This is a genomic window from Thermogutta hypogea (assembly GCF_055386265.1).
The window spans coordinates 3,040,001-3,064,191 of the sequence record NZ_AP042425.1; the positions used below are offsets into that span (position 1 = coordinate 3,040,001).

Consider the following 24,191-nt stretch of genomic DNA (forward strand, 5'->3'; position numbering starts at 1 on the left):
CGGCGGTCCCCGCGGATTTTGGCAGCAGCAAGGATTCGTCGATGCCGCGTCAAAGGGCGTTCATCACCGGGGCCGACGGTTTTGTGGGAGGTTTTCTCCTCGAGCACCTGGCGGCGGCGGGAGACGAATTGCTGGGGGCGGTGCCTCGCCCCGTCGTTCCATCCCCAGGGCTGCCCAACATCCTCCGCCACACGCGCCTGGTGGTCTGGGACTTGGCCGATGCGTCGTGCGACGACGGCGGCATGAGAGCGGTTCTCCGAGAGTTTCGACCGCAAGCCATCTATCACTTGGCCGCAATCTCCGTGCCCGAGGACTGCGGCGATGCGACCGTCTCTCCGGTTGCCCAAGCGGTGAACGTGCAGGGCACGGCCCGACTGCTGCGACTGGCCGCCGAGCTGCCGGAACCGCCCCGCGTCCTGATCGTCAGCAGCAGCTACGTCTATCCCTCGTCCGGCGATCGACCGCGGCAATACTCCGAGGCCGACCCCGTCGCACCGCGGCGCGGTTATGGTCGCACCAAGCGCGAGGCCGAGCTGCTGGCACTGGAGGCTTGGCGTCAGAGCGGGCTTCCGGTCGTGATCGCGCGGGCCTTTCCCCATACGGGACCGCGGCAATCCCCGCGCATGATGTTGCCCGAGTGGGCCGCCCAATTCGCCGCCGGCGCCGATCCCATCCGCGTCCATACGCTTCACGCCTGGATCGACCTGAGCGACGTCCGCGACGTAGTGCGGGCGTATCGCCTGCTCGTGAAAGGCGGCGCTCCGGGAGAAGTGTACAACGTCGGGTCGGGCCTGGCCCGCCGCAGCGGCGACGTCTTCGACCTGCTGCGACGGATGGCCGACCCCGCGCGAAACGTGCATGAAATCCGACCCGGCCGGAAATGCGATCCCATCGCCGACATCGGGAAGATTCGCGCGGCGGTGGGTTGGCAACCGGAAATCGGCATCGAGCAAACGGTCCGCGATACCTGGGAGTATTGGCGCACTCTCCAGGCCGGCTCGCCGCGTTGAACGTGCCGTCGGCGACCCATCGTTCGGCGACCCATCGTGTCGCCGGGCATCCCGCGGCGGCTCGTCTTACGGCCCTCGTCCGGCGGTCGTCGGGAAAGCATCCTCGCCCGGCCCACGCTCCGACGTTGCGTCGCCCGCCCGCGAACGGCTCAGCGCCCCGCGCGCCCGTTCCACCAACTCCGCCGCCCAGGGCTTCTCTTGGTACAGCGCGATCACGGCCCGGCGAATGGCATCGGCCTGCTCCGGGTTCTCGGCCTGCAATTCGTCGGCCTGATCCAGACGTTTTCGGACCAAGTCGGATTGATTCCGAATCACATCCCGCAGATCGTCTTGCATGCGAGCGAGACGCCGCCGGGCCAACTCCAGGCACTGGGCCGAGGGGCCGCCGTCGAGCAGACGCGGCTTCGTTTCGGCCGTCTCTTCGGCTCCGCTCGTCTCGCCGGCCGGCCCCGCGTTTTCATGCGGCGGCGCGTCCGGACCGTACAGCGCCAGCAACGCCTCCAGCCGGCGTATCCCCTCCTCCGGGTTGAGCTGGGCGTACCGAACGGCCTCCAAGTAATCGCGCTCGATGGGGATGGCGCCGACGACGCTCCCGCGCCGCCGCGCGTCGAACTCGAACCGCCGCTCCAAACGCTGCAATTCGATCTCCTGCTGAAATGCCCGTACGATCTCCGCGCGGTAATCGCCGGGGAATCGCGTCAGGAACTCGTCGATCAGCCCCTCCGCGGCGGAGAGCCGGTCGGTCGCCCCGTTTTCCGTTCGCACCAGGATCCGATTGTAGAGGGCGTCGGCGGTAGGCGGCTGCAAGAAGTACCAAATCACGCCGCTAAGCAGGAGCAGGCCGGCCGCCAAGACCCAAGTCTGAAGCGAGACTAGCGGTCGCGGGGCCGACGGCGGCGGTTCCACGCGATCCAGCTCATCCGGCGAGACCGTGACGAAACGGGCATTCTTCGCCGTGGATGCGACGAGACCGTTCCCCTCGGAACGCTCCTCCCTTACGGCGCTCGGCGGCCGGTCCGTCGGGGCGGCAGGCGGGGGGGCGGCCGTTCCGTTAGGCATCGCTTTCGCCGCGGGAGCAGATTGGGCGACGGGATACAAATCGAAGGCGTCCGTCTCCCGGGTTTCGTTCCACATGGAGGGCGTGCCGACTACGCCGGGTTTTGACACTTCCGCCGTCGGGCCGTCCGTCGCTTCTTCCTTGGCCCGAGGAGCCGTCACCGTGGGAGTCGGCGGCGGAACGGCGGCCGCGCCGTCGATGGCGCGCGTCGCTGCTTCCGCGAGGTTGGAAGACGGCACCTCGGCGCGCTCTTCGCCGGGTACGCCGAAGGCGATCAAATCGGAGGCGGCCGCGGTGGCCGCCCGCGACTCTTCTCGCGACAAGGCGTGCAGCATCGCTTGCAGGCGCCGCCCCACCAGCGAGGCCGTTGCGATCCGGCGGTCCGGATCCTTGGCTAACAACTCCTGGAGAATGCGGTCCAATTCTTCCGGGACCTGGGGGGCGTACAAGCGAACCGAGTCCGGCGTGGCGTGCCGGTGAAGCTGCAAGATCTCGGCAAAGGAACGGACCTTGAAGGGCGGCCGTCCCGTCAGGAGGGCGTACATCACGGCGCCGAGGCTGTATAAGTCGGCCTTGGGTCCCACGGGCAAGGCGTCAGCCTGTTCGGGAGCCATGTATTCGATGGTGCCCAGCACGCTGCCCGCCCCCGTTTGCCCTTGCGTGCCGAAAAGCCTCGCGATGCCGAAATCGGACAGCTTGATGCTTCCGTCCTCGGCGATGAGGAGGTTGGCGGGCTTCAGGTCGCGGTGAATGATGCCGCGATCGTGGGCGTGCTTCAAAGCCCGGCAAACCTGGATGCCGATCTCCGCCGTCTCGCGCCAGGTAAAGCGGCGGCCGCTGCGCAGCTCATCTTCCAGGCTCTTGCCGCGGACCAACTCCATCACATAGAAGAGCACGCCGTCCTGTTCGCCGAAACCGAGCAAGCGAACGATATTGGGATGGCGGAGCTTGCGAAGGGCCTCGATCTCCAACTCGAACCGGCTGCGGAAATCGCTTTCCTCGGCCAGGGTCAGGGACAGGATTTTGACGGCCGCCGGTTCGCCCGTCTCGCCGTGGACCGCCTCGAAAACCACACCCATCCCGCCGCGACCAAGACGCCGCACGACGCGATAAGGGCCGAGCTGCTGGATATCCATGAGCGACATCCTCCGTCAATCGCGTCGCGTCGATCATCGGACTGCGGCCGAACTCCGCCCGGCTCACCACCCTCGACGGATACCGCGCGAGCAACAGCAGAATAGAAGATGAACGAGCATCCCCGCAACCATGGCACGAAGCAAACGGCTCGCGACGGCTACCCATTTGCCGCACCGTAGCCCCACTCTAATGTAAGGATTCGGGCAGGCCGGACTGAAGAGAATACCACCTCCGGGGGGTACGGTGCGCGACTGTTACTTGTTGTTCATCGATTCCAAGCGTGTGCTGAACCAGGAAAAAACTTCTCCCCACGATCGTGGGCCGAAGTCCAGCATCATCGCCAGGGCGAATCCGCCCGCGAAGTTCAACAGCCCCGTCACGAAGAAAAACAGGATGATTCCCATGGTCGGCTTTCCGCTTGTCCGCGCATGCCCGTGCCATCCGCTGCGTTAGCACTCTTCGTTGAGAATGCGGTCGTAGAACTCGACGTAGCGGAGGCGGGTCTCGGGATTGCCCCGAGCCTGGATGGCACTGCGCGGGTGCAGATTCAATTGGCCCGTGATGTTGTATTGCACGAGCGGCCCCCACTCCACTTCTTGGCGGAGCCGTTCGATATGGTCTTGCAGGAATCGATAGACGGGGCGGAGCTTGAATTTGGGGTTGCGGAGAAAGCCCAGCAACAGCTCCATCGGGCAGTTGCCGGCGCCCCGTCCCAGGCCGCCCATCGTGGCATCCACGCGATTCGCTCCATGGATCACGGCCTCGATGGTGTTGGCGAAGGCCAACTGCTGGTTATTGTGGGCATGGATGCCGACTTCCTTGCCGCGATCCTTAACGTAACTGAGATACTGCTTGACGAGTCGCTCGATCTGCTCGGCGTACAGCGATCCGAAACTATCCACGACGACCACGGTCTGGGCCGGCGTCTCGGCGACAAGCTCCAAGGCCTGGGAGATTTCGGTCTCCGTGGCCCGCGAGACCGCCATCAAATTCGCCGAAACCTCGTAGCCTTTATCGAAGGCATCCTTGATCATTTCGCAGGCCTCGACCGTTTGATGCACGTAGAAGGCCACGCGCATCATGTCGAAGACGCTGCGGTCCTTGGGGAGCACGTCGGTCCGCCAATCGGTCTTGCCGGCGTCGATCATGGCGGCCAGTTTCAAGGGCGTGGGATTGTCTCCGACGACGCGGCGGATGTCGTCCTCATCGCAGAACTTCCACGCGCCGAAGCGGTCGCGTTGGAACACCTGCTTGGAGGCCTTGTAGCCCAGCTCCATGTAGTCCACGCCGGCCTCGACGCAGGTGTGGTAGGCCGCCCTCACGAATTCGTCGGCAAAATGGTGGTCATTGATCAGGCCGCCGTCGCGAATCGTGCAGTCCAAGACCTTCAATTCGGGACGATAGGTAATCCAGGGTGCGGTCACGCGAACATCCTCCCGTTTGCGGGTTCGGCCTCTCTGCCGCAACGCGGTTCCCGACGGGAACCGCCGCTGCGAAGCGGAATGCGTAAAAATCGGATAACACTGTAGTTTACCCGGATTTTCTCGCGCCGCCTACTTTTCAATTCCGGTCAATCAACCATATCTTACGGGAAGAGCCTCTTGCCCGATCGCCGCGGCGATTCACGGCCCGGTCCCGGTACGTATAAACCGAAGAATCCTGGTGTCACAAAAATGGGGATCGTACCGGAGAACCTCCGCCCCTTTCCCCACGCCGAACGGAAACGCCGATGCCTCACGAGCACGAAGAACCGGACTTCCGGAGCCTCGCCGAAGCACCCGCTCATACCCGGTTTCTTCCCGGTACCGCCATCGAGATCGTTCGCCCGCCCGTCCGCGGGCCAGCTTTCCGCTCCGCTCTCTTCGACTTCGACGGGACGCTCAGCCTGATTCGGGCGGGCTGGCAGGATGTGATGATCCCCATGATGGTGGAGATTCTCCTTGAGGCCGCCCCCCGCGACTCCCGGCAAGCGTTGGAAACGCTCGTTCGCGATTTCGTTACGGAACTGACCGGTAAGCAGACCATTTACCAGATGATCCGTCTGGCTGAAGAAGTACGGAAGCGCGGCGGTCGGCCGCGGGACCCGCAACAGTACAAGGCGGAATACCTCCGCCGCCTCATGCAGCGCATCGGGGAACGCCGCGAGGGCTTGCGGAACGGTCGCTACCGGCCCGAAGACTGGCTCGTCCCCGGGTCGCTGGAGCTGTTGGACCTGCTTCGGCAACGAGACGTGGAGCTGTATCTCGCCAGCGGCACGGATCAACCGGACGTTCGCGAAGAGGCGGCCTTGCTCGGCCTGGATCGGTACTTCGAGCACCGTATTTTCGGGGCCTTGGAAGACTACCGCCGCTTTTCCAAGGCCAAGGTGATCCAAGACGCCTTGCGAGAACACGGCGTCTCCGGCGATTGCCTGCTGGGCTTCGGTGACGGCTACGTGGAAATCGTCAACGTCAAGGAGGCGGGAGGGACCGCCGTCGCCGTGGCGAGTGACGAGGCCTTCCGCGACGGCCGCGTGGACGCTTGGAAGCGAGATCGTCTGATCCGAGCGGGGGCCGATCTGGTCATCCCCGACTATCGTCAATGCCACGAACTCATAGACTATCTGTGGAACGCCTAGGTCGCCCGGTCCGCCGCCCGCGGATCGATCGGCCCTACGGCCGTACCGTTCCCGTCACCGCATTCGGAAACTCGTTGCATGCCGTTCCCACGATTCGACCGTCGCCGTTTGCAACTTCGCCCGCTGTCGGAGCGGATCCACGATCTGGATCTGTCTTGCCTAAAACACCCCGGGGATCCGCCGCCGGACTTCGCGCATCCTTCCATTCCGATTTTGGCTCGGAGGATCGTGGAGGCCCGCCGCCGAGGCGCCGCCGTCATCTTCTTCTGCGGCGCCCACGTCCTGCGGCAGGGCAACGGGCCGCTGCTGATCGACCTGATGCGTCGCGGCCGCATCACGCATTTGGCCCTGAACGGAGCCGGTGCCATTCACGATTTCGAGTTCGCCCTGATCGGGGCCACCACGGAGAGCGTGGCGCGGTATATCAAGGAAGGGCAATTCGGGCTGTGGTGGGAGACCGGCCGCATCAACGAAGCCGCCCGGGACGCCGCGCGAGACGACATCGGCCTGGGAGAAGCGATCGGCCGCATGATCGAGACGGAGGCCTTCCCGCATCGCGACATCAGCGTACTGGCCGCCGGTTATCGCCTGCAAGTGCCCGTCACGGTCCACGTGGCCTTCGGCCAGGATATCATCCATGAACACCCCAACTTCGACCCGGCGGCGACGGGCAAGGCCGCCGACAACGATTTCCTGATCTTCTGTCATGGCGTTTCGCAATTGGAGGGCGGGGTGTACCTCAACATCGGATCGGCCGTCGCCGGACCGGAGGTGTATCTCAAGGCCCTCAGCATGAGCCGCAACGCGGCGCGGCAGGAACGACGCGAGATCAGGCACTTCACCACGGCCGTCTTCGACCTCATCCCCATCGAGTCGGACACCACCCGCGAGGTCCCCAAGACGGATCCGCGCTATTATTACCGTCCCTACAAGACGGTCTTGGTCCGTACGGTGGCCGACGGCGGCGAGAGCCACTACATTCAAGGCGAACATCGCCTGACCGTGCCCGCCTTGTACCACGCCGTCCTCGCCGCGGCGGAATCGTCCTCCGGCGATCCGTGAAGGTTCGCGGGGGCGCCGTATCCGCGGTCCGAGACTCGGCCGATCTCCCTGAAAGATTCCATGGCAAACGCGCTGCGGTACTATATCGGAACGGACGAGGCGGGATACGGCCCGGCCATGGGGCCCTTGGTGATCACCGCCACGCTGTGGCAGGCACCCGCCGAGGCCGCGCTCGACACCTGGTATTCCCGACTCGCGCCCGCCGTCGTCGATCCTTCGTCGCGAACCGGTCGCCGAGGCCGCGCGGCGGTTCCCGACGGTTCCGCTCCGCCCTGCGTAATCGGCGACTCGAAGCAAGTGTATCAGTCGGGCAAGGGAATGGGCCGCCTGGAACACTCCGCCCTGGTCTTGTTGCGACAGTGCGGCATCGAGGCCGACACATGGCGCGAACTTTTTCGCCGCCTGGACGGCCGCGGCTTCGCCGATTGCGCCGAACTGCCTTGGTTTGCCGAATACCATACCACGTTGCCGCTGCCGCCGGCCGACGAAGCCGATCGTGCCGCCGTAGCCGCCTCGGCGGCGGCTCTTCGCCGCGCCGCCGCAACGTCCGGAGTCCGGCTCCGTGACGTCCGCTGCCGCGTCCTCTGCGAGCCGCGATTCAACCGGCTGGTCGACGAGTACGAATCGAAAGGCCGCATCCTTTCGCTTCAGACGTTGGCCTTAGCACGGGAATTGATGGAGTCGCAGGCCGACGGCAATCCGGGCCGAGTGCATTGCGACAAGCACGGCGGGCGCGATCGGTATTTCGACGTCCTCTATGAGGCTTTGGCGCCGGATTGGATCGATGTGATCCAAGAAGGCCGGGACGAAAGCCGTTATCGCCTCGGTCGCCCGTTCGAAGGCTGGGAAATCTGCTTCACCGCCCGCGGCGACCGCCTGTTCCCGGTCGCAGCCTCTTCCCTGATCGCGAAGTACCTGCGCGAATTGGCGATGGCGGCAATCAACCGCTTCTGGGCGGCCCGCATCCCCGGCTTGGCCCCGACGGCCGGTTATCCGGAGGATGCCCGGCGCATGCTGCAAGCCATCGATGCGACCCGCGCAGCGCTGGGCATCCCCTTGGATTGGGTGCGGCGCCGGAAATGAGCGGGCCGGTCACGATCCCGCTCCCCCGAAGGCCGGGCGACGCCGTGTTACTGGAGGGCTTCGCGGGTGCTGAATTCGGCCCAGACGGGAAGATGATCGGCGACTTGGGAGGCTTGACCGGCCGAGATCTTGAACTGCCGCACCAGGTCCATCACGCCGTGCTTGCCGGTGTACTCGGTCGTCGCCCGACGGTCGAGGAAAAAACCGTCCACGGCACCCCTGCCGTCCACGGTGGTGGGAATATCCACCGGCACGGCAGCTACGTCGGCCAATCCCGCCGGCCCCCGACGCAAAGGCGCCTCGTCGCCGAAATACCCGGCCAGGAGGATATCGTCCTCGCCGCGGCCGTCGTCGCGCACGGCGCGAAACACGTCATCCAACAAGTCCGCCTCCTCCTTCGCGCGAAGCGTGTCCACCTGGACTCCGATCAGGGCAAAGGTGAAGGCCTCCTCGGGCGGCACTCCCCGGGCACGGAAGGCCGCGGTCAAGGGGAGGAATTGCAGCCGCTTCAACGGATCGTCCACCACCCGTACGGTCCGCCGATCGATCTCCACCCCCGATAGGTCGAAGATGAAGACGATGCCTCGCGTGGCGGACACGCGGAGGGACTCCGGCAGCGTCGCATAACTGAAGACCGGTCGATCGCGATTGACGTAGTCCATCAGCCGCGCGATCACGGCGCGATCCCGCAGTTCCACCCCCTGCAAGACCGTCACGTCGAATTCGCGAATCACGGCGGCCAAGGCGGCGGCCACGCCCGGCTTCAGCAGCTTCTCCTCCGTCAACGGCGTGACGTTCCAACTGCAAATCCGCAGCGCGGGCTGGGATTTGGGCGGCGGCAGGGCCGGGACCGTCGGCAAGTCCGAGGTCTCCCCATGCTTATCGGCCCCGGGGACCGACCAAGCGGGAAACGGCAGTACCCCGCGGGCGACCAGGCGTGGAATCAGCAACCAGGAAGCCGTAATCCCGCCCAGAAGCAATACCAAGCCGTAAAGCGGTCTCATGTTCCCGTCATTTCACTCGCCCAGGGCGAAATCCTTCAGCCCGCGGAGCAGGGCGGGCGCAACGCGAGGAACCCGACGTTGGCCGGCCGGCGGCGGAATCATGCGTTCCTGCGGATCGCAACGCGTGGAAACCCCGGCAAAGCTGGGCGCCTCCTCCCACAACGAGGCGCGCTCCTCTCCCGGCAAGAGACGCACCATCCGGCATTCCCGGCCGAATCGCTCCAACAAGAGCGGAATCCGGGCGGGTTCCGTCAAATAGGGAAGGATCGTTCCGGCGAACGGGCGTTGCACCAAAACGATCTCGTGGTCGTGCCCGCCAGGATCGTCCGCATTCTCAGAGACGCCCAAGACCAGCAGGTGCTGTCTCGCCGCCCACATCCTGTGCAGGGCGTCGCCGGCCGTCCACGACTGGCGGACCGGAATCAGCACGTAGTCGCCGCGACTGTGGAGCAAGGCCGTGCGCAAGGCCTCCAACCTGCCCCGCGGCTGAGCAGGTGTGATCAAACGGACCTGCGGGTATTGCCGCGCGGTTTCCTCAGCAATCTCCGCCGAGGCGTCGCGCGAGGCATCGTCCACGAGAATCAATTCCCAGTTCGGCGTCAGATCGGGCAGGATTTCGATCAGCTCGGGCAAGCGCGAGGCCAGTACCCCCTGACAATTCCGAAACGATAGCAGGACCGACAAGGCAACCGACAACGGAAGGCTCCTTCTGCCGCGGAGAGGCGCAGGCGAACCGCGCGCTGCTCCATCACAAGATGCGAGGACCGATTTAGAACGCTTCCGTACGCGCAATCCCGCCGGACCGTACGGCGGCTCCTCAGACGTCTTTTCGTCGCTGCACGCGGGCCGAATCGACCCAAGTTCCCCGTCGTCGCTTGGCGCCGCTTATGCCGGGGACACTCATGGCACCGGCTTTTCGGCGAAGAACGGCCGTGCCGATGCCGGCCGTTACGAACCGCGTGACGGCGCCCGCCGACAGACGCGCAGTCCCGGCCGGACCTTGCGTCCGGGACGCCGGATGGAAGCATGAGGCCGCAAGAAGAGCAAGAAAACTTCAACCGGCCGAAAACGGAGGCCGGGGCGGAGGTGGAAATCCGCCGACCCGTTTCAGACGGGATTCTCCACGGCGGCCTGAATTTCCGGCTGATACTGCTTGGTATCCAGCAGCGTCAAACCGAGAAAGAGCGTGAGGAAGAGCAGACCCACGACGAAAATCATCGCGTTGAAGGGATGGTCGTAGCGGAGATGCATGAAATACAGGGCCACCAGCGTCGCCTTGACGGCGGCAATACCCATCGCGATGAACAAATTGGCCGCCCCCAGATCGACCCAGGTCGCCGCCACCGTAAGCACGGTCAAGGCAATCAGGGCGGCAAAAACTCCCAGGAGCGTCCCCAAGGGAACCACATGCCCGAAACCTTCTCCATGCTCGGATGCCGCCGTGTTCATGCTTGCACCTGCTCGCCGCGCTCGGTACTGCCGTAGGTTGATTTCCGCCTGCGATGGCCGCCTGCGCTCCCGTCATCAATGGATCAAGTACAGCAGCGGGAAGAGAAAGATCCAAACCAAATCGACCAAGTGCCAGTACAGCCCCACATAATCGACGGGACCGAAATAGAAGCGGTTGAACTCGCCGCGTACGGCCCGAGCCAAGATCCACGTGATGGCCCCGATCCCGCCGATGACGTGCAAGGCGTGCAGGCCGGTCATGGCGAAGTAAATGCTGAAGAACACCCCGACCAGCCGCGGTGCGTCTTCGGAAGAAGTCACGTCCGTCGGCAAATCCGAGGCAAGGGAGGGCGTCTCACCGGCGTTCGGCGGCGTCGCGACCGCCGCGCCCTTGTCGCCCGAAGCCGCCGGCGAATCGTGGCTCGATTCGTGCACGGCGGGGTGATAGCGTCCCGCCCACAAAAGACCGTGCTCCCACTTCTGGCGATATTCCACGTATTTCACGCCCAGGAAGACGAAGGCGCACAACAGCGTGACGATCAAGAATGTCACCAAGGCCCGGCGTTGCTCCAATTGTGCGGAACGGACGGCCAGGGCCATGGTCAAGCTGCTGAAAATGAGGACGGCCGTGTTCAACGCCCCCAGGTTCTTGTCCAAAAAATGATGGGCGTAGATGAACACCTCGGGATGATTGCCGCGATAGACCGCATAGGCGCAGAAAAGCCCGCCGAAGAACAGGATTTCGGTGAGCAAGAAGACCCAAACGCCCAACTTGCCCGCGTTGAACTGCTGTTCGGCGGAGTCGAAATGGTGAGCGACGTAGTCGGGGTGAGCGTGGTGGCCCTGCTCGCTCTGCGCTGCAACCTCGTTGGGGGCCGAAACAGTCGCGTTATTCATAGCCTATCCGCAATCCGAATCGGGAATGTCCGCCTGGGGCGACGACCGGCATGATCGTCGCTCGAATTCGCCCACCGTTCAGGCCAAACCGACAGGCACCCCTTCGTAGGCGCCGGTCTTGTCGTCGTATTCCAAATTATCCAAATAGTACGGGTCGTAAACGTCGCCGAGGACGGGCGGCCGCAGGAAGTTCTCCTTGGGCGGCGGCGAAGACGTCTGCCATTCCAAGGTGGCCGCGCCCCAGGGATTGGCGGGCGCTGCACGACCGCGCCACAACGAGTGCGCCAGGCAAATCGCCACGATCACGAACCCCAACCCGGTCAAAAACGCGCCCGCCGTCGAGAGTACGTTCAAACCGGCGAATTCCGGGTGGCGATCCAATAGCAATGAGTAGTCGAAATAGCGGCGGGGCATGCCGCGGCTGCCGAGCACGAATTGCGGGAAGAAGGTCAGGTTCATGCCGAGGAAGATCGCCAAGGCTCCCAACCGGCCCAAGGTCTCGTCGAACATCTTGCCGGTCATCTTGGGCCACCAATAGTGCAGCCCGCCCAAAAACGCCACCAGCGTCCCGCCGAACATCACGTAGTGGAAGTGCGCGACCACGAAATAGGTGTCGTGCAGATGCACGTCCGTGCTCAAGGCCCCCAGGAACAGGCCGGTCAAACCGCCGATCCCGAACAGGAACAAAAAGGCCAGGGCGTAACACATGGGGGTCTGCAACGAGATGGAACCTTTATACATGGTCGCCAGCCAATTGAAGACCTTGATCGCCGACGGGATGGAAACGCTGAAGGTGAGGGCGCTGAAGATCATGCTGGCCAAGCGCGATTGGCCGCTGGTAAACATGTGATGCCCCCACACCAAGAAACCCAACAGCGCGATCGCCACGCTGGAAAAGGCGATGAAGCGATAGCCGAAAATGTGCTTGCGGCTGAAGGTGGAGATCAATTCGCTGACCACGCCCATGCCGGGCAAGATCATGATGTATACGGCCGGGTGCGAATAGAACCAGAAGAAGTGCTGGAAGAGCACGGGGTCCCCGCCCAGCTTGGGGTCGAAAATCCCCAGGCCGAAAATCCGCTCCGCGCCCACCAAAAGCAGCGTGATGCCGAGCACGGGGGTGGCCAACACCTGGATCACCGCGGTGGCGTACAACGACCAGACGAAAAGGGGCATTTTGAACCAGCTCATGCCGCGTGCCCGCAGCATGTGGACCGTGGCGATGAAATTGATGCCGGTGAAGATGGAGCTGAACCCCAGGATAAAGGCCCCCAAGGCCGCCGTGACGACCCGCGTGTCGGTGGTCGTGCTGTACGGCGTGTAGAAGGTCCAGCCGGTATCCAATCCGCCGGTGAAGAGCACGACCAAAAAGAACACCGCGCCGATCACCCAAAGGTGGAAACTGGCCAGATTGAGCCGCGGAAAGGCGACGTCCTTCGCCCCCAGCATCAAGGGCAGGACGAAGTTTCCCAAGGCGGCCGGGATGCCCGGGATAATCACCAAGAAGGTCATGATCGCGCCGTGCAGCGTGAAGACTTGATTGTACTCGCGCGGGGTCAGCAGGTAGCGTTGCGGCGTTTCCTGAACCGCACTGGCGGCCGTCGCCGCTTCGCCCTCGGCGGCCAGTCCCGCGGCGGCGTCGCCCGGAGCGGCCGTCGCCTGCGGCGCCACGACCGCCGCCGGCTCTTCGCTCGCGGGGGCTTTCGCGGCGGGCGTCCCGCCGTGCATAAGAGCGGGGATCGCCAAGTGCGTGCGAATCGCCAGGGCGAACAGCCCGCCCAGCAGCAGAGAGGCGACGATGCCCACCAAGTACATCACCCCGATCCGCTTATGATCGAGCGTGAAGACCCACGACCAAATGCCGCGATCGGCATGCAAATAATCGACGGGACGCGAGGAAGGGCTATCCATGACGTTCTATTCGTATCTTTGCATCGTTGGTAATAATCTACTCGTACCGCCGCGGGACGCCGCGCCGGCGACGCACTACGGCGAAGCCTCGGGCGAAGTGCTCTTATCAGCCTCCGCCGGTTGCTTCGCATCCTCCGCATGGGCATCACTCAAAGACTTGATGAAGGCGATCAGCGCGGCGATCTTGTCCTCATCCAAAAGTCCCTGGTAGGGCGGCATCTGCGGCGGATAGCCGGCCACGATCTTGGCGTCCGGGACCAAGATCGATTCGCGCAGATAGTTCTCATCCGCGACGGCGGAAGTGCCATCGGCGAATCGGACCTCTTCGCCATACACGTTCTTGAAACTGGGACCGACCTTGCGCGTGCCGTCCAGGGAGTGGCACTGGGCGCACCCTTGCCGCTGGTAGAGAATCCGCCCCGCCTCCACCGGCGACAAATTCTTCATGAAGTTGGATGCCTCCTCCAGCCACTTCTCGAATCGCCCCGGTTCGTGCACCACCACGGTGGAGAGCATGGAGGAATGATTATCCCCGCAATACTCCGCACAGAGCAAGGGATATTCCCCCGGCCGCACGGCATGGAACCAGGTGCTGGTGTAGCGCCCGGGAACCAGGTCCATTTTGAGACGGAACGCCGGTATGAACAGGCTGTGGATCACGTCGCGGCTGGTCATCACTAACCGCACGGGCCGGTCGATGGGCACATGCAGATTCTCGTCCACATAGCCGGTGGGATAGGTGAAAAACCATTTCCACTTCTGGCCCGTCACGCGGATTTCGTAGGCGTCCGGAGGGGCGGTTCGCATCTCCATATAGCCCACGAAACCGGTCGCGAAAATATAAATGACGATACAGAGGGGCACAAACGTCCAGAACAGCTCCAAAGCCGTATTGTGGCTGGGGGCTTTCTCCGCCTTGGTCCGCGAGTCGCGACGGCGATAGAGGACCAGAAAGACCGTCATCAATACGACGATCAGGGCGAAGAAAAAGGCCGAGATGTAGAAAATGGCGTAGAACAGATAATCGGTGTAATGGGCCGTGGTCGAGGCGGGATCGGGGAGCCAGAAGCTGCCGCCCGCCTGAGCCAAGGGGAGCGCCCAAACGAACCGCGGGGCCGGCCGCCCCGTGTCTCGTCCTTCGCTTCTCTCGCCCGCTGCGACATCCGGCAACTCCGGAGCGACAATTGCCGCGATCGGGTCCGGTCCCACGGGATGAGGATCGTTTTGCGATGATGCTTGACGGTTCATGGATGCCGGAAGAATCCCTTGCCCATATGAATATCGGTCCCTTGCGAGCGGCGGTCTCCCACGCCGTCCCGACGTATCAATCCTGACTCCGGCCCGGATTATGCACGTTCCCTTCCGCCGTCGGAGGCGACCGTCGCTGATCGCGGACCCACCACGCTCCCAGCACGACGCCGAACACGGCCAAGGTCAAGGCCGCGCCGAGCTGCATCAGCCTCCAAGCCGCCAGCGTATAACTGCCGCGTGTGGGGTCGAAATGCATACAGAACATCAAAATCCGATCCACCGTGGTCCCAATCTTACCTTCGGCGGCCTCCAGGAGTGCCAGACGGAGCGTTTGGGCCGGGTACTCCACACCGTACAGATAGCGCGACACCCTGCCGTCCGGCGTGCAGACCATGATCACCGCCATGTGCACGTATTGCTTGCCGACGGGATCGTAGCGATAGAAGAATCCTACCGCATCCGAAACTTTTCGGATGTTTTGCTCGCTGCCCGTCAAGAATACCCAATTCTCCGCCCCCGGCACGCGATACGTCTTGCCGTACTTGGCCTTGGTGGCCGCCGCGCGATCCACGGTCTCGTCCGGATTGATGCTGATGGTGACCACGCGGTACTTCTCGCCCATCGGCCAATCCAATCCTTCCAAACCTTCGAACAATCCGTTCAATTGCAGGTGGCACAATTTGGGGCAATTGGAATAGTTGAGCGTCAGGATGACCGGGAGTCGGCCGTCAAAATAGTCCCCCAAGCGAACGTTCTTCCCCTCGGCGGACACGAACTCCAAATCGAGCGGTAACGGGCGGTTGAGGTGCTCTTCGACGCCCACGCCTTCCATCTGATCGGGCGCGGTCTCCGCCAACTGAGCACGAACCGATGCGGCGGCGATGATCGCGGCCAAGCAGCCGGCCGCCGATACGATCGCCAACCATCGGCGCGCGTGCTGAAGTTTCGCTTTCATGAGCTTACCTCCCGTGATCCATCCCCATCCGCCACAACTTATACCCGGCCGTGGGCGAATCCCGGCCTTTATTGGAATTGTAGGAAACGGCCGGGCGGCAAATCTCAACTCCCCCCAGGCAAGGTCGTCCCCGCCGACGTACTTTGGGAACCCGGAACCGGCTCCGAGGGCGGAGCCGCATCGCTCGGCTTCTCCCCCGCGGCGGAACCGGCCGACGGCACGGGCGTGACCGACGGCTGCCCGGACACTTCGCGAATCGGCTTACCTGCCCGCAAATCTTTGACCACGGCGTCCATGGCGGCGGCAATCGGCAGACTCCCCGATTCCGTCCCCTGAGGCGGGACCGGCACGTTCAAGCGCGCCTCTTGCTCCACGCGGACCCGGCTCCATTCGGAGGGGGGAACCTGCCGATCTCGGGCCTCTCTCGCCGATACCCATCGCAAGTAGATCACTTGCAACAAGATGATGACGGCGAAGACGATCAGCGTCCCAATGAAGCCGATCAACGCCACGCTCGAAGTATTGATGTCTCGTTCGGCCATGGTGAGCCTATCTCAATGTGCGGGGCGACGGACCGCGATGCTTTGGTCCCGCCCCGGAGTTGCCCTTAGGTATTCTCGAAATGCAATGCCTCGGACAGCCGCGGGTCGCGAAGCGGTACGACGGGCGCCGCGGCCGCGCGATCCAACACCGCCGCCGAAAACACCAGCAGCCCGCCCGCCGCCGTCAATCCGTCGATCCAAGCGAACCCTGTGAATTCCGGATTCACCTTCGGCATGACCATCCAATATACATCCAGCCAGTGAAAGACCAGCAGCCAAATCGACCAGAAGGCCAGGCTATAGACGTTTCGCTTCGCCGCACGCGACATCAATCCCAGCATGGGGATGAAAAGATGTCCCAAGATCAAGGCGATGGAAACCCACACCCAACCGCCGCTCTGCCGAGGAAGATAATATTGGGTCTCCTCGGGAATATTGGCGTACCAAATGAGCATGTATTGCGAAAAGGCGATGTAACCCCAAAAGATCACGAAGCCGAACAGCAGCTTGCCCAGGTCGTGAAGGTGCTCGACGGTGACGAAACGGGGATCGAGTCGCCCCGTACCGCGGAGAAACAGGATGAGCAGGATCAGGAAGGCCGTGCCGCCGACGATCGCTCCGGAGAAATAGTACAAGCCGTAAATGGTGCTGAACCAATGGGGAGTGAGCGACATCAACCAGTCGATCGCCGCGACGGTGACGGTGAAAGCGTAGAGCAGCAGGGCCGGCCCGCTCCAACGCTCCATGGCTCGCGTCAGATCGGGGTCGCCGGTGGCATCTTGAAGCACCGAAGACCGCCGATAGAAACGGGCCAGCAACCACCACGCCGCCAGGCAGAATACCGCCCGAACCGTAAAGAAAGGCACGTTCAGATAAGGGGCCTTGTGCCGCAGCAATTCATCCTGCAAGACCGTCTGGCGATTCACCCACGGATACATCGCATCGCTTCCCAGCAGCACCGGCAGGCCCACCGGCAAAAACAAGACGCAGAGCACGGGCAGGGCCGCCGCGGCCTCGGCCGACCGCCGCACGGTCACGCTCCACCCCGCCCGGGTCGCATGCTGCAATATCACGAAAAACAGGGCGCCCAAGCCGATACTCAAGACCCAAGCGAACTGGGTGAGATAGGCGTGGAAGAAATAATCGCGGTTCTGGAACTGGAAGAAGGCCAAGGCGAAGGCAACCGCCAGGCAACCCACGCCGGCAAACCCTAATCGTCCGACCCAGGGCTTCAGCCCTTGCGGCGGTTCCGCCGCCGCAGCCGCGGCCGACACCGAAGTATGCACCGTTTCGATCGAATTGACGTTGCTCATGGCGCGTTTTGCTGACCGGTCTAGGATTGGATTCCCTGCATCGGGGCAGCCGAGCTTTCCGCCGAACTTTCCCCTGTTCCGCCTTCCGCCGCACGTGCCTCCTCCGGGGAGGTCGGAGCGGATGTCGGGGACGAGGCCGCCGTCCGGGAGGCCGCGCCGAAATCGTCGGGCGACGGCGTCCTCGCCCGTTGAAGGGCCAACAAGTACAAGATGATGGCCCAGCGATCGCGGGGCGGAATTTGCACGGCGTAGGGGGGCATGGAATGGCGTCCTTCCCGCACCACGCCGTGAGTGATGGTATCGAAGATTTTGCCCACCGGTTGTTCGCGGACGGATTGACTGGTGAGCGCCGCCGGGGGAAACCACAGCGTTTCGCCCCGCGCCCGTGCCCTCCGAGCCGTCATGCCTTCGTACATGCCGCCCTCTCCCGTCAATCCGTGGCAGGTGGCACAAAACACGTTGTAGCGTTCGCGCCCCCGCTGCATCAGAGCCGCATCGACGGGAATCGGGAACTCGGTCACGAATTGGTCGCCCTCGCGCCCGGTCTCAAAACGCCCGCGATCGATCGCCGGAGCGGGATTCGGATCGAAAGGCAGCGTTCCTGGGACCGGCGGGCGCATCCCCAGTCGATCCGGGAAAAACGTGCTGATCCGCTGCGTTTTCAACTTGGGTTGAAAATCCATGTCCTTGATGATGTGGATGCGGGGTTGCTCCTGGGGGGCTTCCAGGGTGTGATTGCGTGCCCGCGCTATGAACAGCGGCGGCAGCAAGGCCGATACCGCGATCACCGCCAGCGCCCAATAGACGCCGCGAGGTATCTCCGCCGCGCCCTTGGGGAGAGGACACAATTCGACCTCGACCGCCCCCAATTCGCGGAGAAACGCCGCGGTCCGTGCAGGATCGAACAAGGGATCGGTGGCTTGTACGGTGACGAAGAAGCCGTCCGAGGTGACGCTCGCAAACGATGCCGCCGTCGTGCCGGGCTGTATGAAACGCGGCAGTCCGTTGAGTAGCAGGGCGCCGAAAAAGGCCGTCAGAGCCGCGAAGAGCACGGTCAGCTCGAAGATGACCGGGATATTGGCCGGCAGACTGAACAAGGGCTTACCGCTGATTAGGAATGGGTAGGCCACCGCGTTGGTCCACCATTGCAAGAGCAGGGCGACCAAGGCCCCGGTCAATCCGGCGGTGAAGACCAGCCAGGGCAGGATCGTGGGCCGCACGCCCATCGCCCGTTCCAACCCGTGAATCGGGAAGGGGGAGTGACAATCCCAACGGCGGAAGCCGGCCTGATTCATGCGTTGGGCGGCGGCCAGCAGTTCCGCCGGGCCGGCAAATCGAGCGGCGGCGCCGAGCCATGGCCCGCCTTCCTGCGGACCGTCGTCGGGAGAAATCGATACGGCTTCGCGATTCATCTTCTTCGCTCAAATCGTCGTTTGTGCGATGGCGTTTTCAGCTTCTCAGTTCCGGTCGATCCCCGCCGGGCGTTCGAAGACGCCGAGCTTTATACCCCGTGCGCCCGGGCGGTCGCGACATCATCGCCGACGGGAGCCGCCGAGGCTTCGTGCTCCGCGTGATGGTGCACCTTGGCCTGCGGCAGGACGCCCTTCACCTCCGCCATGGCGACCATCGGCAAGTACCGGCAAAACAGCAGAAACAGGGTGAAGAACAGGCCGAAACTCCCGGCCAACATGCATAAATCCACCCAGGTCGGCATGAACATGCCCCAACTGGAGGGAAGATAATCCCGCGTCAACGACGTGATGATGATCACAAACCGCTCGAACCACATGCCCACGTTCACCAGAACCGCGATGATCCACATGGCCCAAGGCGTCGTACGGAAGTACTTGAACCACAAAAACTGCGGAATCACGACGTTGCAGGCGACCATCGTCCAGTAGGCCCAGGCATACGGGCCGAGGGCCCGGTTGACGAAGGCGAACAGCTCGTAGCGGCTGCCGCTGTACCAGGCCGTAAAGAACTCCACGGCATAAGCGTATCCCACCATGCAACCGGTGGCCAGGATGATCTTGTTCATGTTGTCCAAATGGCGAATGGTGACCAGCTCCTTGAGGCCGAAGAAGGCCCGTGCCGGCACCATCAGCGTGACCACCATGGCAAAACCGCTGAAGATGGCCCCGGCGACGAAATAGGGCGGAAAGATGGTCGTGTGCCAACCGGGGACCTGCGAGACCGCGAAATCGAAACTCACCACGGAGTGCACGCTCAGCACCAAGGGGGTCGCCAAAGCCGCCAAGAAAAGATACGCCCGTTCGTACACATGCCAGTGCCGCGCCGACCCCGTCCACCCCAACGCGAATAATCCGTACAGCAAGCGGCGGAGGGGCGTCACGGCGCGATCCCGCAGCGTCGCCAAGTCGGGAATCATGCCCAGGTACCAAAACAAGACCGACACCGTGGCGTACGTGCTGACGGCGAACACGTCCCAAAGCAGAGGGCTGCGGAAATTGGGCCACATCCCCATCGGGTTCGGATACGGGAAGAGCCAGTACACCAACCAGACGCGACCGACGTGGATCGCCGGAAACAGGCCCGCGCAGACCACGGCAAAGACCGTCATGGCCTCGGCGAAGCGGTTGATGCTGGTCCGCCAATGCTGGCGAAAAAGGAACAGGATGGCGGAGATCAACGTGCCCGCGTGACCGATCCCCACCCAAAAAACGAAGTTGACGATGGGGAAGCCCCAGAACACCGGGCTGTTGTTTCCCCACACGCCCACGCCCGTCAGGAACAAATATCCCACCAGGCCGAAGAACACGAGCATCCAAACGAAGGCCGCGGCGAAGCCGATATACCAGCCCACGGGCGGACGCGGCCGTTCCACGAGGCCGGCCACCCGATCCGTGACGGTCGCGAAATCCGCCGATCCGAGCACCAAGGGCGCGCGGCGCCGCGGATCGGTAAACGTGTTATCTTCCAAGGAGACGGTGGTAGCGCTCATCGCGATGTTTCGTTCCGCGTTCGACTAAACGACCTTGACTCCCCTGATCTCGCTTTATCGCCGCCGACTCCCGCAGGAGCCAATCCGGCCGGCACGACCTCACGCATGGCCGCCGTGCCCCTCGCCGCGGCGGTCCGCGGCCTCGTGTTCCGCCGCCAAAAGGGGATGGGGGTTACGGACCCGGGCCAGGTACTTGGTCCGCGGCTTGACGTTCAACTCGGCCAGCATCCCGTACGCCCGCGCGGAGGCATGTTCGCGACGGACCGCCGACTGCTCGTCCGCCAAATCACCGAAGACGATGGCTTGGGCCGGGCACGCCTGCTGGCAGGCCGTGCGGATCTCGCCGTCGGCGACGGCTCGACCTTCGTTTCGAGCCGCAATCTTGGCGCCTTGAATTCGCTGCACGCAATACGTGCACTTCTCCATCACGCCCCGGCTGCGTACCGTGACTTCCGGATTGAAAACCAGTTGGAGGAGCCGGTTATCGGGCTGTTCGACCCGCTGGTGATAATAGAAGTAATTGAATCGCCGCACCTTGTAGGGGCAGTTGTTGGCACAATACCGCGTCCCCACGCAACGGTTATAGACCATATCGTTCAGCCCCTCCTTGCTGTGGACCGTGGCGGCCACGGGACACACCTGCTCGCAAGGGGCCAATTCGCACTGTTGGCACATGACCGGCTGATGGACGGACTGGGGATTGTCTTCATCCCCGCGGAAATAGCGGTCCACGCGAATCCAATGCATCTCCCGGCCGCGGACGACGCGCTCCTTGCCGACCACGGGGATGTTGTTCTCGGCCTGGCAGGCCACCACGCACGCCCCGCAGCCCACGCACTTGGACAGATCCACGGACAGCCCCCAGCGGTGCCCGTCGTGGCTCGGCTCGGTCCACAGGGACTCCAACGGAGGATGGTGGACCTCGTGCTCGGCCGAGTAATGGGCGTCCGGATCATGGAGCCGTTGGAACGTGACTTCGCGGACCAACTCGCCCAGACGTTCCGTTCGCGAGGCCAATCCCACCGTGTCGATGAGGTGATGGTCCTGCACGCTGGGAATCGGAACGTTCTTTCCCAGCACACGGACCGGGACGCTCTCGCGGACGAACCAATCGGCCGAAGTGCGCAAGGGATGGACATTGACGCCCACCGGCGGGACGCCCTCATCGGCCAGGCCGCCCACATGTCCGGCCGCCTCGCGACCGTAGCCCAGGAAGACCACGGCCGTATCGTCCGGTACGCCCGGCAAGATACAAACCGGCAATTCCACGGAACGACGGTCGATCTCCAATCGCACCAGGCGGCCGTCTTCGCATCCCAAACGGCGGGCCGTTCCGACCCCGATCACGAGCGGATTTCCCCACGTCCAGCGCGTCATGGGATCCGGGAACTCTTGCAACCACCCGCTGTTGGCGAATCGACCGTCGTACACGGAGGCGTCGCGACGAAAGACGATGGTCAGGTCGGCCGTCGAGCCTGGCTGGGAGGTTCCCGTCCGAATCGATTCCTCGAAGGCCGCGACTGCGTCGCCGCTCGCTTCGGCCGCCGCCGCAAGGTCGGGCACCGCGTGATCTCGGGATGGGCGGTGGCAGCCTCGCTGCAACGTCGCCGCCCAGAGCGACTCGGCGTCCTCGCCCTCTTCGGCCGTCAGTGCGGCGAACGTCTCACGCACCCACTGTTCCGGCGAGCCTCCCAGGTCGCCGAGCATGGCGAGAATTTCCAGCGTGGATTTGCCGTTGCGGAGCGGCGCGATGGTGGGCTGCACCACGGAATACGTACCGTCCCAAACCTGCACGTCGCCCCAACTTTCGAGGAAATGGACCTGCGGCAAGTACCACCCGCACAAACGAGACGTCTCGTTTTCGTAACCGCTCAGATGTGCGGAGAATTCCAGTTTCGGCAACCGCTCGGCGAGGGGCACGTCGGCGGGGGCGTTGAACGCGGGATTGCCGCCCAGGATGAGCAAGCCGCGAATCTCGCCCGCCGCCATCGCCTCGGTCAGACTCGTAACGGCCTGCACGTGGGTCGGCCGGTCGGGGTCGGGCGCCGGGTAATAGAGCAAGGTCGTCCCGCGGTTCTTAAGCAGGTCATTGATCCGGGCGACGGCGGCATGGACCTCCGGCGGCATGGCGGGACCGGCCGCCACAAGCCCCCGCGACCCGGCGGCCCAAAGATCCATCGCCGCCACGGCCAGAAACCTGACCGGATCGGCCTTCCCGGAATTCCCGTCGGATTCGGCCTCGACTAATTGCGAGAGCGTCTCTCCCGCGGCGAGGCGTTTCACGGCCGCCTCCAGCGCCATTGCGAACAGCACGACCCGCCGCGGAGAGAGCGGCAAACGGTGATCGGCCGACGCGCCGGTAGTCGTGTGGCCCGACTCCACCACGTACAACCGACTCATGCGATCCGGGCTGCCGTCCCGCGTCGCGGCGAAATCGCGGGTCCAGCGGACGGACCCCGGCATCCCGCCGAACAAGTCGGCGTCCAACGAAAGGATGACGCGAGCCTGATCCAACCGATAAAACGGCTGCAACGGCCGCCCGAAAGCGGAAGCGGTCCCCAACCGGGCGTTATCGTCGCTCCACGGTTCGTATTCGAACCACGAAATACCCGGTAGGCGGGCGCTGATCGCGCGCCGCAGCCGCGCCAACGTAGGCGAGCAGCTCGCCTCGGCAAGGATCGCCAACCCTCGCCCTTCCGGCGCGGACTGCAAGATCCGGGCCAAGGCCTCGCGGAAGGCGTCCCACGATGCGATTTCCCGCTTCTTGCCTTCGCGCCGTACGACATCTTGCCCACGATCCGGATCGTACAGTTCCAGCACCGCCGCCTGGGCGAAGACGTCGGTTCCCCCCAAACTCATCGGGTGACCGGGATTGCCTTCCAGCTTGATCGGCCGACCGTCCACGCATGTGGCCACCAAGCCGATGGGAGTTCCCGCCAAGTCCATGGCGGTGGCGTAGTGTTCCGCCTTGCCCGGGACGCGACCGACAGGACGGTGCACGAAGGGGGCGATCTCCTCCTTTTCCCAGCGGCAACCGCCGAGACCTGCCAGGGCCAGCGATGCCCCCATCAATTGCAACCAGCGGCGACGGTGCACCCCCTTCAGCTCGATGCCGTGGGGAAACTCCTTCGCCAGCATCTCGCGAAACTGCGGCGTGTCGGCCAACTCTTCCAAGGTCCGCCAGTAGGGACTGCGACGCGCGGATGGGCCGTGATCTGGAGAAGAAATCGGGTCTAACGGTGACATGTCGAGCAATCGGTGGACGGTTGAATGTTGTTCCGGCGACGAATCTCTTGACCGATGCGAAGCTGTTCCTCGGGCGATTCGGCCTGCCAGCCCAAGTTGGTGATTTGATCTTGCGGACGGAGGTGCGGATCGGGGTTGCGATGGCACTCTAAACACCAGCCCATGCGGAGCGTCTTGGACTGGAACACGCGTTCCATGCGATCGACCCGATCATGACATTCCACGCAACTGACGCCTCGGTTGACATGGGCGCTGTGGTCGAAGTACACGAAGTCCGGCAAGTCATGGACGCGGACCCAAGGGACCGGCTTGCCGCTCGCATAACTGTCTCGCACGGCCGCCAGTTTGGGGCTCTCGGCCGCGATCGCGTTGTGGCAATTCATGCAGATTTCAGTCGAGGGGACGGCCGCATGCGCCGCTTTTTCCACCGTGGTGTGGCAGTAACGGCAATCCAGCCCCAGTTCGCCGGCGTGCAAGGCGTGAGAAAACGGGACCGGCTGGGCGGGCGCATAACCGATGTCGATGGTTTGAGGGTCCGCCGCGAACCAAGCCACGCCTAACACATAGATCGGCGTCAGCAATAAGACCGCGCCGAAGATCGGGCGAGCCTGATCGACCCACGGTGGCAAGATCGGTTTGGGCATATCTCAAGTCGAAAACGATTCGGTTTAAGGCTTCGCTATGCTTCCGTCGAA

At 63.7% G+C, this 24,191-nt stretch carries 20 protein-coding genes; 4 read left to right on the forward strand and 16 right to left on the reverse strand.

What is annotated here, in order from left to right; translation table 11 throughout:
- Window positions 1-41 precede the first annotated feature (41 nt).
- Window positions 42-1,010 carry an NAD-dependent epimerase/dehydratase family protein gene (locus tag ACZ5B4_RS10920; protein ID WP_464911261.1) on the forward strand — a complete coding sequence of 323 codons (969 nt, stop codon included), beginning with the start codon at window positions 42-44 and terminating at the stop codon, window positions 1,008-1,010.
- Between the two features lie 66 nt (window positions 1,011-1,076).
- Here the strand turns inward: ACZ5B4_RS10920 and ACZ5B4_RS10925 are convergent, their stop codons facing one another.
- The 3 genes from ACZ5B4_RS10925 to ACZ5B4_RS10935 all read right to left on the reverse strand — a co-directional run bounded on the left by ACZ5B4_RS10925 (window position 1,077) and on the right by ACZ5B4_RS10935 (window position 4,628).
- Window positions 1,077-3,203, reverse strand: coding sequence for a serine/threonine-protein kinase (locus ACZ5B4_RS10925; protein ID WP_464911262.1), 2,127 nt, complete (start codon window positions 3,201-3,203; stop codon window positions 1,077-1,079).
- A gap of 255 nt (window positions 3,204-3,458) precedes the next feature.
- On the reverse strand, window positions 3,459-3,608 hold the full coding sequence (locus ACZ5B4_RS10930; protein WP_464911263.1) for a hypothetical protein: 150 nt from the start codon (window positions 3,606-3,608) through the stop codon (window positions 3,459-3,461).
- 45 nt (window positions 3,609-3,653) lie between these two features.
- On the reverse strand, window positions 3,654-4,628 hold the full coding sequence (locus ACZ5B4_RS10935; RefSeq protein ID WP_464911264.1) for an aldolase catalytic domain-containing protein: 975 nt from the start codon (window positions 4,626-4,628) through the stop codon (window positions 3,654-3,656).
- 305 nt (window positions 4,629-4,933) lie between these two features.
- Here ACZ5B4_RS10935 and ACZ5B4_RS10940 point away from each other — a divergent pair, with 305 nt between their 5' ends.
- The 3 genes from ACZ5B4_RS10940 to ACZ5B4_RS10950 all read left to right on the forward strand — a co-directional run bounded on the left by ACZ5B4_RS10940 (window position 4,934) and on the right by ACZ5B4_RS10950 (window position 7,966).
- Entirely contained in the window at window positions 4,934-5,821 is an 888-nt protein-coding gene (locus ACZ5B4_RS10940; protein ID WP_464911265.1) for an HAD family hydrolase, read from the forward strand.
- A 78-nt stretch (window positions 5,822-5,899) separates the two neighbouring features.
- A complete protein-coding gene (locus ACZ5B4_RS10945) occupies window positions 5,900-6,883 on the forward strand; it encodes a GSU2086 family protein (protein WP_464911266.1) in 984 nt (327 codons plus the stop codon).
- 60 nt (window positions 6,884-6,943) lie between these two features.
- Window positions 6,944-7,966, forward strand: coding sequence for a ribonuclease H family protein (locus tag ACZ5B4_RS10950; RefSeq protein WP_464911267.1), 1,023 nt, complete (start codon window positions 6,944-6,946; stop codon window positions 7,964-7,966).
- Between the two features lie 47 nt (window positions 7,967-8,013).
- Here the strand turns inward: ACZ5B4_RS10950 and ACZ5B4_RS10955 are convergent, their stop codons facing one another.
- From ACZ5B4_RS10955 to ACZ5B4_RS11015, 13 genes are all read right to left on the reverse strand, one after another.
- Window positions 8,014-8,970 carry an exonuclease/endonuclease/phosphatase family protein gene (locus ACZ5B4_RS10955; RefSeq protein ID WP_464911268.1) on the reverse strand — a complete coding sequence of 319 codons (957 nt, stop codon included), beginning with the start codon at window positions 8,968-8,970 and terminating at the stop codon, window positions 8,014-8,016.
- A gap of 12 nt (window positions 8,971-8,982) precedes the next feature.
- On the reverse strand, window positions 8,983-9,666 hold the full coding sequence (locus tag ACZ5B4_RS10960; protein WP_464911269.1) for a glycosyltransferase family 2 protein: 684 nt from the start codon (window positions 9,664-9,666) through the stop codon (window positions 8,983-8,985).
- Between the two features lie 411 nt (window positions 9,667-10,077).
- Entirely contained in the window at window positions 10,078-10,419 is a 342-nt protein-coding gene (locus ACZ5B4_RS10965) for a cytochrome C oxidase subunit IV family protein (RefSeq protein WP_464911270.1), read from the reverse strand.
- A gap of 75 nt (window positions 10,420-10,494) precedes the next feature.
- Window positions 10,495-11,316 (reverse strand): cytochrome c oxidase subunit 3 family protein, encoded by an 822-nt coding sequence (locus tag ACZ5B4_RS10970; protein WP_464911271.1) that lies wholly within the window; start codon window positions 11,314-11,316, stop codon window positions 10,495-10,497.
- A gap of 78 nt (window positions 11,317-11,394) precedes the next feature.
- Entirely contained in the window at window positions 11,395-13,227 is a 1,833-nt protein-coding gene (locus tag ACZ5B4_RS10975) for a cytochrome c oxidase subunit I (protein WP_464911272.1), read from the reverse strand.
- A gap of 75 nt (window positions 13,228-13,302) precedes the next feature.
- Window positions 13,303-14,475, reverse strand: a complete 1,173-nt coding sequence (gene coxB / locus ACZ5B4_RS10980; protein ID WP_464911273.1) for a cytochrome c oxidase subunit II — start codon at window positions 14,473-14,475, stop codon at window positions 13,303-13,305.
- A gap of 76 nt (window positions 14,476-14,551) precedes the next feature.
- Window positions 14,552-15,433, reverse strand: coding sequence for an SCO family protein (locus ACZ5B4_RS10985; RefSeq protein WP_464911274.1), 882 nt, complete (start codon window positions 15,431-15,433; stop codon window positions 14,552-14,554).
- Window positions 15,434-15,537: 104 nt separating this feature from the next.
- Complete coding sequence (locus tag ACZ5B4_RS10990; RefSeq protein ID WP_464911275.1) at window positions 15,538-15,975, reverse strand: hypothetical protein; 438 nt, start codon at window positions 15,973-15,975, stop codon at window positions 15,538-15,540.
- Window positions 15,976-16,040: 65 nt separating this feature from the next.
- Complete coding sequence (locus ACZ5B4_RS10995; protein WP_464911276.1) at window positions 16,041-17,288, reverse strand: quinol:cytochrome C oxidoreductase; 1,248 nt, start codon at window positions 17,286-17,288, stop codon at window positions 16,041-16,043.
- Window positions 17,289-17,308: 20 nt separating this feature from the next.
- On the reverse strand, window positions 17,309-18,700 hold the full coding sequence (locus ACZ5B4_RS11000; protein WP_464911277.1) for a quinol:electron acceptor oxidoreductase subunit ActD: 1,392 nt from the start codon (window positions 18,698-18,700) through the stop codon (window positions 17,309-17,311).
- Between the two features lie 89 nt (window positions 18,701-18,789).
- Entirely contained in the window at window positions 18,790-20,250 is a 1,461-nt protein-coding gene (gene nrfD / locus ACZ5B4_RS11005; RefSeq protein ID WP_464911278.1) for an NrfD/PsrC family molybdoenzyme membrane anchor subunit, read from the reverse strand.
- Between the two features lie 99 nt (window positions 20,251-20,349).
- Window positions 20,350-23,496 (reverse strand): TAT-variant-translocated molybdopterin oxidoreductase, encoded by a 3,147-nt coding sequence (locus tag ACZ5B4_RS11010; protein ID WP_464911279.1) that lies wholly within the window; start codon window positions 23,494-23,496, stop codon window positions 20,350-20,352.
- A complete protein-coding gene (locus ACZ5B4_RS11015; RefSeq protein WP_464911280.1) occupies window positions 23,484-24,140 on the reverse strand; it encodes a cytochrome c3 family protein in 657 nt (218 codons plus the stop codon). The genes ACZ5B4_RS11010 and ACZ5B4_RS11015 overlap by 13 nt, the downstream gene beginning before the upstream one ends.
- Window positions 24,141-24,191: the final 51 nt, after the last annotated feature.

What these genes read in the sequence shown, in the direction of transcription:
- ACZ5B4_RS10920 (WP_464911261.1), top strand. Translation starts at nt 42, where the DNA reads ATGCCGCGTCAAAGGGCGTTCATCACCGGGGCCGACGGTTTTGTGGGA.
- ACZ5B4_RS10925 (WP_464911262.1), bottom strand. Translation starts at nt 3,203, where the DNA reads ATGGATATCCAGCAGCTCGGCCCTTATCGCGTCGTGCGGCGTCTTGGT.
- ACZ5B4_RS10930 (WP_464911263.1), bottom strand. Translation starts at nt 3,608, where the DNA reads ATGGGAATCATCCTGTTTTTCTTCGTGACGGGGCTGTTGAACTTCGCG.
- ACZ5B4_RS10940 (WP_464911265.1), top strand. Translation starts at nt 4,934, where the DNA reads ATGCCTCACGAGCACGAAGAACCGGACTTCCGGAGCCTCGCCGAAGCA.
- ACZ5B4_RS10945 (WP_464911266.1), top strand. Translation starts at nt 5,900, where the DNA reads ATGCCGTTCCCACGATTCGACCGTCGCCGTTTGCAACTTCGCCCGCTG.
- ACZ5B4_RS10950 (WP_464911267.1), top strand. Translation starts at nt 6,944, where the DNA reads ATGGCAAACGCGCTGCGGTACTATATCGGAACGGACGAGGCGGGATAC.
- ACZ5B4_RS10955 (WP_464911268.1), bottom strand. Translation starts at nt 8,970, where the DNA reads ATGAGACCGCTTTACGGCTTGGTATTGCTTCTGGGCGGGATTACGGCT.
- ACZ5B4_RS10965 (WP_464911270.1), bottom strand. Translation starts at nt 10,419, where the DNA reads ATGAACACGGCGGCATCCGAGCATGGAGAAGGTTTCGGGCATGTGGTT.
- ACZ5B4_RS10970 (WP_464911271.1), bottom strand. Translation starts at nt 11,316, where the DNA reads ATGAATAACGCGACTGTTTCGGCCCCCAACGAGGTTGCAGCGCAGAGC.
- ACZ5B4_RS10975 (WP_464911272.1), bottom strand. Translation starts at nt 13,227, where the DNA reads ATGGATAGCCCTTCCTCGCGTCCCGTCGATTATTTGCATGCCGATCGC.
- coxB (WP_464911273.1), bottom strand. Translation starts at nt 14,475, where the DNA reads ATGAACCGTCAAGCATCATCGCAAAACGATCCTCATCCCGTGGGACCG.
- ACZ5B4_RS10985 (WP_464911274.1), bottom strand. Translation starts at nt 15,433, where the DNA reads ATGAAAGCGAAACTTCAGCACGCGCGCCGATGGTTGGCGATCGTATCG.
- ACZ5B4_RS10990 (WP_464911275.1), bottom strand. Translation starts at nt 15,975, where the DNA reads ATGGCCGAACGAGACATCAATACTTCGAGCGTGGCGTTGATCGGCTTC.
- ACZ5B4_RS10995 (WP_464911276.1), bottom strand. Translation starts at nt 17,288, where the DNA reads ATGAGCAACGTCAATTCGATCGAAACGGTGCATACTTCGGTGTCGGCC.
- ACZ5B4_RS11000 (WP_464911277.1), bottom strand. Translation starts at nt 18,700, where the DNA reads ATGAATCGCGAAGCCGTATCGATTTCTCCCGACGACGGTCCGCAGGAA.
- nrfD (WP_464911278.1), bottom strand. Translation starts at nt 20,250, where the DNA reads ATGAGCGCTACCACCGTCTCCTTGGAAGATAACACGTTTACCGATCCG.
- ACZ5B4_RS11010 (WP_464911279.1), bottom strand. Translation starts at nt 23,496, where the DNA reads ATGTCACCGTTAGACCCGATTTCTTCTCCAGATCACGGCCCATCCGCG.
- ACZ5B4_RS11015 (WP_464911280.1), bottom strand. Translation starts at nt 24,140, where the DNA reads ATGCCCAAACCGATCTTGCCACCGTGGGTCGATCAGGCTCGCCCGATC.